The sequence below is a fragment of the Thermodesulfatator autotrophicus genome (genome assembly GCF_001642325.1).
Classification (GTDB): Bacteria; Desulfobacterota; Thermodesulfobacteria; order Thermodesulfobacteriales; family Thermodesulfatatoraceae; genus Thermodesulfatator; species Thermodesulfatator autotrophicus.
Window position 1 is genome coordinate 1 of record NZ_LSFI01000003.1, and the last position, 12621, is coordinate 12621.

Annotated in this window: 8 protein-coding genes and 1 CRISPR repeat array; all 8 genes read right to left on the minus strand. The window is 42.5% G+C overall.

The genetic code is table 11. The features are described from left to right. Positions 1–66 precede the first annotated feature (66 nt). A CRISPR array of direct repeats spans positions 67–3582; the repeat unit is 30 nt; unit sequence GTTTCCATTCCTTTTAGTTAGGCTTCAAAC. A 461-nt stretch (positions 3583–4043) separates the two neighbouring features. The 8 genes from cas2 to TH606_RS00890 all read right to left on the minus strand — a co-directional run bounded on the left by cas2 (position 4044) and on the right by TH606_RS00890 (position 12591). Then, positions 4044–4310, minus strand: coding sequence for a CRISPR-associated endonuclease Cas2 (cas2, locus tag TH606_RS00855; RefSeq protein WP_068540639.1), 267 nt, complete (start codon positions 4308–4310; stop codon positions 4044–4046). After that, positions 4310–5302, minus strand: coding sequence for a type I-B CRISPR-associated endonuclease Cas1b (gene cas1b, locus TH606_RS00860; RefSeq protein WP_068540641.1), 993 nt, complete (start codon positions 5300–5302; stop codon positions 4310–4312). The genes cas2 and cas1b overlap by 1 nt, the downstream gene beginning before the upstream one ends. 159 nt (positions 5303–5461) lie before the next feature. Continuing rightward, on the minus strand, positions 5462–5977 hold the full coding sequence (cas4, locus tag TH606_RS00865) for a CRISPR-associated protein Cas4 (protein ID WP_082863444.1): 516 nt from the start codon (positions 5975–5977) through the stop codon (positions 5462–5464). Beyond that, a complete protein-coding gene (locus tag TH606_RS00870; protein WP_068540646.1) occupies positions 5964–8144 on the minus strand; it encodes a CRISPR-associated helicase/endonuclease Cas3 in 2181 nt (726 codons plus the stop codon). The genes cas4 and TH606_RS00870 overlap by 14 nt, the downstream gene beginning before the upstream one ends. Next, entirely contained in the window at positions 8129–8851 is a 723-nt protein-coding gene (gene cas5 / locus TH606_RS00875; protein ID WP_068540648.1) for a CRISPR-associated protein Cas5, read from the minus strand. The genes TH606_RS00870 and cas5 overlap by 16 nt, the downstream gene beginning before the upstream one ends. Then, positions 8839–9789, minus strand: a complete 951-nt coding sequence (gene cas7i, locus TH606_RS00880) for a type I-B CRISPR-associated protein Cas7/Cst2/DevR (protein WP_068540650.1) — start codon at positions 9787–9789, stop codon at positions 8839–8841. Before cas7i ends, cas5 begins: the two co-directional genes overlap by 13 nt. Before the next feature lies 1 nt (position 9790). After that, positions 9791–11242: a hypothetical protein gene (locus TH606_RS00885; RefSeq protein WP_068540652.1), complete on the minus strand. Its 1452-nt coding sequence runs from the start codon at positions 11240–11242 to the stop codon at positions 9791–9793. A 71-nt stretch (positions 11243–11313) separates the two neighbouring features. Beyond that, positions 11314–12591 (minus strand): ATP-binding protein, encoded by a 1278-nt coding sequence (locus TH606_RS00890; RefSeq protein ID WP_068540654.1) that lies wholly within the window; start codon positions 12589–12591, stop codon positions 11314–11316. Between the last annotated feature and the right edge of the window lie 30 nt (positions 12592–12621).

Consider the following 12621-nt stretch of genomic DNA (forward strand, 5'->3'; position numbering starts at 1 on the left):
TTTCCATTCCTTTTAGTTAGGCTTCAAACGTTATTTAGTCCAGGCGATAGACAATAGTCTATTGCCGTTTCCATTCCTTTTAGTTAGGCTTCAAACAAGTCTGCGTTAAAAGAAAAAAAGCGCTACCAAGAGTGTTTCCATTCCTTTTAGTTAGGCTTCAAACAAAAAGCCCTTTTGCGGCCTCTTACTTGGCCTTTACGTGTTTCCATTCCTTTTAGTTAGGCTTCAAACCTGTTTTGATTGTTTTGTTCAGTTTTGCTTAACTTCGTTTCCATTCCTTTTAGTTAGGCTTCAAACTTTGACGGTGAGGAGGTGTAGCTATGCAAGTTATTGTTTCCATTCCTTTTAGTTAGGCTTCAAACACGTTCCACTTCTCTTAGTCTCGCCGAACCATGACTGTTTCCATTCCTTTTAGTTAGGCTTCAAACGAAAACAACAAAAACGAAAAAACGAAAAAACGAAATTGTTTCCATTCCTTTTAGTTAGGCTTCAAACTCGGTATGAAACATGCGGACCGCTTAGCTGGAGACATGTTTCCATTCCTTTTAGTTAGGCTTCAAACACATAGATTAGCATAGAAGTCAAGAGAGGTCAAGATAGTTTCCATTCCTTTTAGTTAGGCTTCAAACTAAGCATAAAGAAAAATAACAAAAAGGGCGGTCAATCGTTTCCATTCCTTTTAGTTAGGCTTCAAACTTGAGATTGACCCAGTTAAGATGCTTAGCGAGCTATCGTTTCCATTCCTTTTAGTTAGGCTTCAAACGTGCAAGAGGAAAGTCAAAATTTTATTGACATATTTTCGTTTCCATTCCTTTTAGTTAGGCTTCAAACCAGGATCTCAGATGCAGTCTGAGCCTTTTGTTCCGCCGTTTCCATTCCTTTTAGTTAGGCTTCAAACTCTGAGGGCAGCCTCAAGAAGATCGCCGCTCAGAACTGTTTCCATTCCTTTTAGTTAGGCTTCAAACACGCCCTACATCTTTCAGTGTCGGAGCAAACGCTTCTCTGTTTCCATTCCTTTTAGTTAGGCTTCAAACCTGCCGTCCCACGCTTGGGCTATCGTTAAGAGTAGCGTTTCCATTCCTTTTAGTTAGGCTTCAAACAAAGCGGTGACATATATGTCACCACTTTGTGCAAATTATGTTTCCATTCCTTTTAGTTAGGCTTCAAACATGAAAGAAAAAGAAGTTAAATTCCATTTTATGCTCCAGTTTCCATTCCTTTTAGTTAGGCTTCAAACCTTAAATATATTATAAACGATTGCATAGATGCAAGTTGTTTCCATTCCTTTTAGTTAGGCTTCAAACATGTAACCGCCAAGTAACCGCTACTTTTTTTTAAGAGTTTCCATTCCTTTTAGTTAGGCTTCAAACTAGTTTGAGATTATATAAGACCATTGGCTTATTGTCGTTTCCATTCCTTTTAGTTAGGCTTCAAACGAGAGCGAATAAGTGATTGGTGGAATCATATATATCCAGTTTCCATTCCTTTTAGTTAGGCTTCAAACAAGTGAGTGGTAAAAACTTCTCTAACTCCACGAAGGCAGTTTCCATTCCTTTTAGTTAGGCTTCAAACTTTTCGGCCAAGTATGTATTCATAAGCGCTACCATTTCTGTTTCCATTCCTTTTAGTTAGGCTTCAAACCCCATTCATGCTCAGGGACGACTTCTTGTCGAGCTTCGTTTCCATTCCTTTTAGTTAGGCTTCAAACGCACGAATACATGGAAGATGTGCAATATTCCATAAATCGTTTCCATTCCTTTTAGTTAGGCTTCAAACTAACTTTAGCTATATCTGTTATTTTGAAACTGAAACCGTTTCCATTCCTTTTAGTTAGGCTTCAAACGCAAGCGTTATCCTTATGTTTACAAAACAAAACTTAGTTTCCATTCCTTTTAGTTAGGCTTCAAACCAGAATCGGTTCATATAAGGCTGAAAGTCTATTTTTTGTTTCCATTCCTTTTAGTTAGGCTTCAAACACGCCCTCGGTTACGTGTGTTTTTGCCTTTCAAAGAAGTTTCCATTCCTTTTAGTTAGGCTTCAAACTAAGTTCCCAGACGATTCGAGCAAGCTTGGGAGTCGTTTCCATTCCTTTTAGTTAGGCTTCAAACGGACCAAGACGGTATTATGAGAGAAGTTTAAACTTGTTTCCATTCCTTTTAGTTAGGCTTCAAACTTCACCCCGTCTCATCTCCTCCAGGGGAATTCTGTCGTTTCCATTCCTTTTAGTTAGGCTTCAAACCAAAAGTGAATCCGAAGAGGTCCCGTTGCAAGCTGTGTTTCCATTCCTTTTAGTTAGGCTTCAAACTTCTCTCTCTCGTCCTGACGCAACCCCCTTCCCTGAGTTTCCATTCCTTTTAGTTAGGCTTCAAACTCACGGACTTCCAAGTAAGGATAAACCTCAATTCTAGTTTCCATTCCTTTTAGTTAGGCTTCAAACCGCTAGGTTAAGAACTTCCCTTCCCAGAAGTTGCTGGTTTCCATTCCTTTTAGTTAGGCTTCAAACTCAGGGACTTCCAAGTAAGGATAAACCTCAATTCTAGTTTCCATTCCTTTTAGTTAGGCTTCAAACATACAAAGACACCAGTCTTTTGGCTGGTGTTATTATAGGTTTCCATTCCTTTTAGTTAGGCTTCAAACAGTATCATTCTAGTGTTATCCACCACAAACTAATCAGTTTCCATTCCTTTTAGTTAGGCTTCAAACCCGTCTAAGAGAAGAAATAGAAGCCCTTGTGGTCGTCGAAGTTTCCATTCCTTTTAGTTAGGCTTCAAACAAATGTGACACAAATAACAGAAAAAGTAGCACAACCGTTTCCATTCCTTTTAGTTAGGCTTCAAACGATAGCGAATTTAAAGTATATGTTCATAACTATACAGTTTCCATTCCTTTTAGTTAGGCTTCAAACATAACCAAAATAGCTGATACTGGATGGATTTTAGTTTAGTTTCCATTCCTTTTAGTTAGGCTTCAAACCTTACCTACCTTTATAGATTACCTAAACAAAAACCTGTTTCCATTCCTTTTAGTTAGGCTTCAAACCCATAAGACTAGTAAACAAACAATCAAACAAGCTATGTTTCCATTCCTTTTAGTTAGGCTTCAAACATATACTACAAAGATAATAGTGTTCCTATGAATGTATATGTTTCCATTCCTTTTAGTTAGGCTTCAAACTGAAAGCTGAGATATTCACCGATGATGACCCTATATTGTTTCCATTCCTTTTAGTTAGGCTTCAAACTAGCCGTGACCTCTCCACGAAAGGTCGTCTATTGCCCTTGTTTCCATTCCTTTTAGTTAGGCTTCAAACAGGATGCTTCAGATGAGGAGAGATTAGCCCTCTGCGCCGTTTCCATTCCTTTTAGTTAGGCTTCAAACAGGGAGTCGTGCCGGAACATCCCGCGATGGTCAAGCTCACGTTTCCATTCCTTTTAGTTAGGCTTCAAACAGAACCGTCGTTGAGAGCACCATAGACGTATCCGTCGGTTTCCATTCCTTTTAGTTAGGCTTCAAACCAGTTCGGAGACTTCTTTCTTTACTGCGTCCACGCGCGTTTCCATTCCTTTTAGTTAGGCTTCAAACCCTCATATCAATGAACTTGTTTTTATTTATATATCAACAATTTCGGCAAAAGTCAATTTGCTGAAAAAGGTGTATTTAGCCGCTGGACCTCCAATCCTGCAAAAATACCCGGGCATCCAGCGGCTAAAGCTAAAAATTTAGATTACAGGAGGATAAAGTGTCAATTATTGAACAAATTTTAGCCTTTATTATGTTAATTATTGTTCTCAGGATACTAAAAAGTTAAAACTTTCCGAGACTGCTTCGTCGCGCTTACGCGCTCCTCGCAGTGACAAATTGGAAGGAACATTGCGATAGTGAAGAATCCTTGCCGCTAGGCGATATAATCGCCGTGGTGTCATAAACCTATCTCTAATCTAAATTTTTGCAAAGGTCTCAAAAAATAAATAATTTCCTCAAATCCCTCTTTCACTGGGAGAGGGTTGAGTTGTTGCTTAGCTTTTTACACGGGGCTAATAAAGTCACACAAATATGCTGTCAGGGTCTCCTTTCTTCTTTCCCATTACCTCGCGAGAGAAATAGTGTTTAGTGCGAAAGGTATAGATAATCACAGAATCTTCTTCTGGCTTTATGAGAGCTTTTAGTTCCATTTTTAGCCGTTCTAACTGGGCTGCGCTGAGTTCTCCTTCAAATACAGAAAGTTGCACCCAGTGGAGATACTTTTTACAGGTCTTATGAAACTTTTGTACACGTTTTTCGCCGGCATCGTAAACCAGAATTACAAACATCAGCGTGTCCTTATATAAGGGTGGTAAAGTTCATCGCCAAGAAAGTGACGATAGAGTTTGTAGCACTCAAGCCTTATGAGTCGTCTATAAGAAACTTTACGCCCCAATCCTTTATGCATTATTGTTTCAGAAAGTCTTTTTTCATAAGCAGTCAAAAACTTCCTGACACCTTTTTCTTTGAGATAAATACCTCCCATTTCTTCGGCGAAATCGTTGGTTTTAATTTCCTTTCGGTTGAGAAGGCCAAAGATAACACGGTCAACTACTAAAGGTTTAAAAACTTCGGCAAGGTCAAGATTAAGAGTAAATGAACGTTGATTAGTCTCGTGAAGATAGCCAATTCTTGGGTCAAGGTGGGTGCGATAAATTTCTGAGAGGGCTGTCACATATAAAAGAGAATTTCCAAAAGAAATCAAAGCGTTCAGACGATTGGCGGGTGGGCGACGGCTGCGCACTTCAAAGGAAAATTCCGGGTCCGCGGTGATAACATCAAAGGCTTCGTAATAAGCCTGGCGAGCCTGACCCTCAATAGCCATAAGCTCAGCAGGACTTTGAGCCTGATTAAGCTGCCTCATATCGTCCTCAATAGTGGCAATCTGGGTGGAAAGGTCTTTGCCTCTGGAAGAATAAGTGCGCAAGTTAAAAAGCATATTGGCCAGGGCTCCGTAAACAAAAGCCCTGGCCAGACCAAGCCGCCATTCCTTATTGAGATAATACTCAGCCTGACGCAGGGTAATAAGGCCTGAATTCATGTATTCCCGTGGATAGTAAGAGCCAACATAGTATTCGTAATAATTGAAAAAATGAACAGGTATTTTTTTCTGAGAAAGGAATTCAAGAAGTTTTTTGTTAAAAGTTACCTCAGCAAATATATAAAGACTATCTATGGTTTCTACAGGGAGAGCCTTTTTCTCTTCCTGGCTTATGAAAACTAAAGTGTTTCCTTCGCGCTTAATCTGGCCGGGATTAAGAATGTAAAGAGACCGTTTCATGATAAGGTTTTAAGTCTTGAATAATACAATACCTTCAGACCAAAGTGTTTTTAATAAAACGCTTATCGCTGGCACGCTTTACCCTTAAGTTTTATATTTTTTTATGGCTATTATCAAGCTATCCTTATTTTTCATACCTTCTGGAGAAATAGAGAATGTTTAACTCCAACACACTTCCTGGAAAGAGCAAGTGCGGCAGTATCTGGACTTAACTGGTGGAGGAGGAAACTCGCTTTCAAGTACTGGAAGCATTTCTGAAATAAGTTTTTCAAGTTTTTGCTCAAGTTCAGGTGTAAGTTCCACTCTTTCAGTTTTACGCTCTTTGGGAAAGAGCAAAATACCAGGCAATTCAAGACCTTTTTCGTTCTTTAAGTAATAGAGGTAATAAGCCAGCTGGAGCCTTGCCGCCTCTTTGTGGCGGGATGACTTTTTGACTTCGGCCACTAACTCGTCGCGGAAAAGATCAATTTTGAGAAGGTTATCTACCATTATTTCTTTACGGGCTCGCGAATAAGAGCCTTCATGCACCAGCCGCCCCAGAGCTAAAAATTCATGTTCCTGAGAAGGATTTAAACGATGATAATAAAACCAAGCCTCCCGTGGACATACCTGGTAGGCGTAAAAAATGGTGCCGTTGAGAAAAGACAAATTTATAGACATATTACCAGAATTCATACCCTTCCGGTGTTTTTTCTTTTACAGGTGGAATTAAACCCTCTTCAGAAGTGTAGGGAAGTCGGGTTACGAAACACCCTAGCTCTTCAGTAGGGTAAAACCAATCTTTGAAGGCGGGAATCCACCAGATAGGAACCGGTACCAATAGTTCTATCAGTCGCCATCCTTTTCCTTGATTTTTGAAGGCCCGGGCCTCATCAAGAAAAGTCTCCGGCAATACCTCCACTGATGGAGTGCCCCTCCGGGTGGCAAAGCGCGCCCTTAGCTCCTCGTCGGCAAGATCAATAGTATAGCAGCCAAGGATTTCTCGGACTTCCTGCAAAGTTTTGCGCCCTAACTCAAAATCTTTCTGAAACGAATCTTTCTGAACAAGCTCTTCGTATAGCAGGCTTACAGCCTCCACCCAATCTCTCTCCGCAGGAACCTCGGGAAGATCTTTCAAAAGAGAAAGACTCTCTTCAAGAACACCTTCTGGATAGACATGCTTACTGCCTTCTCCTACGAGAGAGAAGATATTTACTTCCGCGGAAGGCTTTTCTCCTCGGCGGTTTACTCTACCCAGACGCTGGACAAGGGCATCAAGCGGGGCAAGTTCCGTAAAGAGCACATCGTACGAAATATCAAGGCTCACCTCCACCACCTGTGTGGCCACGAGTATGGTGCCAGGGTTTTGCTCCTGCACCAGTCTTTCTTTTTCCAGGCGATCTCTTAACACAAAACGAGAATGAAAAAGGTGAACCGGACCGGAGTAGTTTTGGCGCAATTCCCGATAGATTTCTTGAGCTTCTCGAACCGTATTTGAGATGACCAGCACCTTCTTGCCATTCAGGGCCCGGGAGATGATTTTTGAAACGGCTTCTTTGAGAGGACAGCTATGAAGGCCCAAACGATGGCGTTTTCGCAAAAAGAAGTTTTCTTCCGCTTCAATAAGGCTTTGCGGTGAAAAGATTTCAAGTAGTGCCTTCGGCAGGGTGGCACTAGCAAAGGCCAGAGATTTTCCCGGGAAATCGGAAAGTACCTCCGCAAGAAGGCCTAAAGTATAAGGCTCGTAGGAGTGGATCTCGTCGAACACAATGTGTGCCGAGGCTGCAAGTGTAAGCCTTTCCTCCCAATGCCTCCCCTGAAGACCGGCCAGGAGAAACTGATCCAAGGTGGCCACCGTAATTGGTTTGGCAAAGACCGAAGCGGCAAGTCTTTCCCAGAGAAAGTCCTCCTCGGTCTCCTGATGTAATATGTAAGAGGCGTGCCCGTGGGCAAGACCTACATTTTCCTGACCGTAAATGTTCTTTAGCCTCCGAAACATGGCATTTGTTGTGGCCTGGGTAGGAAGAAGATAAAGAATACGCTCGGCTTTCTCTGCCCAGAAGAGAAGAGCTTCTGTCTTCCCGGAACCGGTGGGAGCTCTCAGGGCGAGTTTTTTCCATGAAAGCTCTCTGGCCCTTTGCTGAAATTTATAAAGTATAAGCTTACGTCGGCAAAAATACTCTTCGAGAGCATGTTTGCCGTCTTTAAAGAAAAGCTCGTTAGCATTTTGCTTTCCGGCTGAAGCCAGCCAGTCCGCAAGATGGAGAACGGTTTTTACTTGAGCAAAGTCCCATCGAGGAGCTTCTTTGATCAGACCACGAAGGCTTATCTTACGACCATCTCTTTCGTGAGCTTTTTCAAGAAGGGTAAGAGGGGGTATTTCTTGGATAGTAATCAATTTTTCTTTCTCCAAGATATGCCCCAATATGGTCTTCCATATTTCAAAAAGGTGCGCGACAAGCTCAAAAAGGTTTTCTATAAAATTCGGTTTTCCTTCCCATGTATGGTAAAGATCTCCCGAAAGAGGAGAGTGGTGACTCAGCACCGCTCCAGTGGCCAAGAAAGGCTCACCGAAAAGTTCGGCCTCGGTAAGAAATACGAAGTTCAGAGAAGCCAGGGCATGAGGGAAAACACGGGGCTTCAGCCGCTGGGCATCTTTCTCGCACCCTTCTTTTAAGAGTCGCATGTAATGCTGGAAATCCTGTGTGGCCTTGCCAAGGTCGTGAAACAGAGCGGCAAGAACGCTTCTCCTGGTAAGATCTTCTCTTAAACCCAGCCGAAGAGACAATTTTCTGGCAAGCTCTGCCACTTTCTCAAGATGTGCCTCAAGGGTCTCATCCGGTTTAGCTAAAAGTTCAACCATACAAAGTTGCGCCCACGGAAGGAAAATGTTTTCAAAGTAGGAAACTCAAGCTGACTTCCCAAAGGGATAATAGTAAAAGGTCGGCGCTTTACAGGATGTCTTACTCCCTTGACTACCTTAAATTCCAAAGGAAGGACTTCCACACTTGGTGGTTCTATACGCAGGCCCGGTGTGAGCTTCACTTTCACTTCCAGCTCGCGTAGATCACCTGGTACCATTGTCCCGAAAAGGACGGAGCCTCCAGAAGAAAAGACAACCTTTTCTACGGCTTCAACGCTTGCGAGTTCGTCTTCCCTTCCTAAGGAAATGGGGTAAGCCGGATCGGCAAAAGCTTCCGCAAGCCGTTCAAGCAGTGCTTTTCCCCCGGTGAAAAGCAAGGTGTAACGCGGGAAAAAGAGAAGCTCTCGGAAATAGGGAGAACGCTCTGAGATTTTTTTATTTTTAATTTTTAATACTTTCCAGAGGTCTCGAGTCAATGCCGGGTCTCCACCGATCACCGGGGAGGGTTCGAGAAGGACAGAAACTTTTAGCGTCGAAAGAAGGCCTCCTTCTTGCCAAAGTTCATTTTCAGAAAGGCCCAGAGCTGCTCCGGCAATACCCAGGCAGGTCGTAGGCGGTGGCAAAAGCAGGGTGCGTTGAAAATTTATGTCAAGCGGCCTCCGAAAGGAGGCCACTGGAGCGCTTAGAGTAACGGTTAAGCCTTCCATATCTCCGCTATATCTTCTTTGGCTTCGCTAATAGCCTCGGAAAGGCTTACTACTTCACCATAGGAAGAAAGGGACTCACGTATTTCATTTTCATTTATGAAGAAGCCTGGTTCAAGCCCGAAGATGACTTTTGCTATTCGATCTTGAAATCTTTCTAGGGCGTTTTGCACAGGGGAAAGCGCAAGCCGGTACCTGCCGCTTTGAAATTCGACTTCGATGTTTTCAAGGAATACTGGATGTTTTACCGAAAGACGGGCATAGGCCAGAAAGCGCGGCGAGAGATCGGTAAGCATTCTAGCGGTGCGACCACCACCCCATAGAAGACCCAAGGCCTCAAGTAGGGCTTGAAGCCTCTTTGCCTTTTCTTTCGGGGAAAGGGAGAATTTGTTTTCTTCTTTCAAGAGTTCGTTCGGAATCTCGTTTTCACGCACTTCAAGGGTGGTGAAGCTTCCCAGACGATCAATCTCGACCAACAATGCGCCCCGAAAGACATTGGCGTAAAGTTCAGTTTCAAACATATTGCCGCCTTCGCTCATAGCCTGGCCAAATCTTTCAAACGAGCGTGTGCCGAGGTCGCGATCTCCCTGGAAAGGGAAAAGACCAATAGCTGCCGACACCCGCACCGGAGAGGTACGCCGCCTTCCGCCAGAGGGGTCTAGGTAACCAAAAAGATCTTCATCGATAAATTCCCAGGGCCTTACCGGCGGAGTAACTTCCTGGCCAGAGACCTCGCAGAAGGGTTCGGAAAGGGGCCAGCCCAGGTCTTCAAGGCGATCCCTCAACATACGCCTTATGGCCTGACCGGAGATATAGGGGAGGGTGCTTCCATCAGGAAGGGTTACCTTTTTGGTTACCAGGACGTTCCCTTCGGTGTGTGATGCGTTTACGTTGCCTGCCGAGACTTTAAAAAGGTATCCCAGGCTTATCGCCTTGCTCATTTTAGGCCTCCTTGGATGTTTCGTTTTGCCTTCTTAAAAAGGCATTCATGGCATATATTGAAAGGAGAGTTTTGACCCGCTTCCAGGGACTACCCTTTATGAGTTCTCCTGATTCTACCGCCAGAATATCTTCAGGTATGGTTAAGCTCAGGCGATACTGAACGTCGTTCAAAACACGGAAAAATTCATCTAAATTTTTGGCATTGCGTAGAGTGTATAAAAGCCCCATTTCATTTTCTTTTTGGGCGTGACTTCCAAGGGTGTAACCAAAACCTCTGATTACCTTTAGCAATTGTGCATCCATATTAAGAACCTCCTTGAGATAGACCTCAAATACTTCAAGAGTTTTAAAAACTAGAGGCCTTTTTTCCGAACCTTTATAAAGAAATTCTTCTATGAAGGGCAGAGGATCACCAAAATCTAGAACCGCGGCCGCGATCTTGTCTCGCCAGATGGTGTTGTAACCTCGCCCCTCTCGTTTTTGAAACTGTCTGAAGACGCTCTCAAGTATTTCTTGAGGGTGCTCCGGAGGAAGAATTTCGAGGAAGGCCTTATAAAGGCGGTAAAGGGCGGCCAGCCGGCTGAATTCTTTGAAAGATTGCATGGTGAAAGCCTGCCCCGGTTTTCCGGTAACCACGTAGAGCAACAAAGGTTGGACAGCAGGTTTTTCGGCTGCTCCTAAAAGTTGGGCGAGGAGTTCTCGGGCTTCTGGGCTTAATTTTTCAGCTTCTTGAGAATTACGCCGCACCAGGGAAAACAGGCGCAACAATAGCCCAAAGACCGTTTCATGAAGATAGGGCCCATAAAAGGCCAGCGGGACGTTCCTGCCCTTTTCTTCAAGGCGTAAGGGATCGAAAACTTCTCTCTGGAGACGTTCCAGGTCAGCAAGATCTCCGTGGAAACAAAAGATGTGCAGGGCATCTTTCCCCTGAGCGCACCAGAGCCAGCCGAGATAGGCGGCAAGCCCGGCTACGGCACAGGTTGGACAGATTCTAAGCTCACGCTTAAGTCCAGGATAGAAATTGGCAAACTTCCCAGGCTCAACGACAAAGGGATAATTCCACATCTTGGCCTTGGTAAGAGGAGCTGTTTCTCCGCAAAGGTCACAGGTTTCTTCTTTGCAACTAAAGGAGAGCTTGAGCTCGTAAGCCGGTGGATGAGTGAAATAACTTTTACCAGCTATTTTTATTTTTGGAGCTCGAGGAGTAGCCTTTATAAAGAGATTAGTCGGATAGAGCCAATTCTTTTTGGGATATTTTTTGATTTCTTCGTTTTCAGGATCAAAGTATTCGCCTTCGTTTCCGGTCTCCTGGACGAGCCTTTCTAACAGGTCTTCAAGAATTTTCTCGACCTCAAACTCCCCCTCACCGAAAAAGCGGTAGAGAACAACTAGGCCATTATCTACCCAAAAGTTACCAGTTGTTTGACCAAGAAATATTTTTACCAAGGCCATTTATTGCTAATTCTCCACCCTCTTTTGTAGGTAAAGATATACTATTTCTTTCGGCCGGTCAAAGGAAAACTTTAATTTTGATTCAAATAATGGCCAATATTGAAAGGAAGAATATAGTTAATTTCATTTCTTTCTTGTGTACCAAGATTTATTAGAAAAAGCCTGCTTTCAGGATAGTTGTTTTTAAAGGCTTTAAGAGCTCGCAAATCGCTAGCTTTCAATTTCGTTTTAAACTTGGCTTCTATAGCTGTTTGAGAGCTTGTTTTGTCTATAACAAAATCTACTTCATGGCGAGCTTTGTCCTGCCAGAACTTAATTTCTTCTCTTGAAAATCCACCCTTTAGAAGCTCTGCCATGATAAAGGTTTCAAAGAGTTGGCCACCTTCCTGACGGTATCTAGGGTCATTAAAATTATTAGTAAAAAAATTAGTAACTCCCGGATCCAGAAAATATACTTTAGGTATCTTTACTAATTCTTTGTTTTTGTTGGTAAAAAAAGGTCTTACCACTTGAATAAGAAATACTTCTGATAAAAGTTCAAGATAATTTTTTACGGTTTTTATGGAAAATCCTGTTAAACTTGCGATGTTTTCGTATTTGATTTTCTGGCCGTTATTAATAGCCAGATAAGTTATCACTTCTTTAAGTTCTCTAAGCTTTTTGACCTGTAGATATTCTACTAAGTCTTTTTTTACAAATAAATCAAAGATGCTTCTTAGTACTTCTTTTTTTTCTTCTTCGTTACTTTGGATAACAACCTCTGGATAGCCACCAAATTGTAAAAATTCAAATAATCTTAAAAGAAGAGGCTTAATAGGCTTTTCTAAGTCTTGCCCTTTTAATAAGGACACATTTGACCATAATTTTAGGGCTTTTTCGTCTTCTAAAAAAGACAAATATTCTTCAAAGTCAAGCGGATATAAGTAATGTAATATCTTTCTTCCAGCAAGGGATTCCTGAATACGATCTTTAATAGTGAGACTTGAAGAACCAGTGGCGTAAACTTTAATGTTTTCGTGATGGTCATATATGTTTTTTAAAACCAGAGAAAGATCTGCATAGCGCTGAAATTCATCAAGAAACACAAAGAATTTCTCAGAAGATTTATCCTGATAGCCGTGCAAGCGAAAGGTATTGAGGGCCGTCTCATAAGTAGCTACAGACTCGTATTGGGAAAAAACATCCACATCTATAAAAATTCCTTTATGCCCCTGCTTTTCGCATATTTCCTGGTAAAGAATTTTTAACACACACGTTTTCCCCACCTGCCTGGGGCCAAGAATGATGGAGTGCTTTCTTTTCCCTTGCTCCGCCAGGAGCTTTTTAAGAATCTTTCTGCTTTTAAGCATCTTTCCAAAATAGATACTCTAAAATGGAAT

Coding starts and splice junctions, on each gene's coding strand:
- cas2 (WP_068540639.1), bottom strand. CDS start 4,310: ATGTTTGTAATTCTGGTTTACGATGCCGGCGAAAAACGTGTACAAAAG.
- cas1b (WP_068540641.1), bottom strand. CDS start 5,302: ATGAAACGGTCTCTTTACATTCTTAATCCCGGCCAGATTAAGCGCGAA.
- cas4 (WP_082863444.1), bottom strand. CDS start 5,977: ATGAATTCTGGTAATATGTCTATAAATTTGTCTTTTCTCAACGGCACC.
- TH606_RS00870 (WP_068540646.1), bottom strand. CDS start 8,144: ATGGTTGAACTTTTAGCTAAACCGGATGAGACCCTTGAGGCACATCTT.
- cas5 (WP_068540648.1), bottom strand. CDS start 8,851: ATGGAAGGCTTAACCGTTACTCTAAGCGCTCCAGTGGCCTCCTTTCGG.
- cas7i (WP_068540650.1), bottom strand. CDS start 9,789: ATGAGCAAGGCGATAAGCCTGGGATACCTTTTTAAAGTCTCGGCAGGC.
- TH606_RS00885 (WP_068540652.1), bottom strand. CDS start 11,242: ATGGCCTTGGTAAAAATATTTCTTGGTCAAACAACTGGTAACTTTTGG.
- TH606_RS00890 (WP_068540654.1), bottom strand. CDS start 12,591: ATGCTTAAAAGCAGAAAGATTCTTAAAAAGCTCCTGGCGGAGCAAGGG.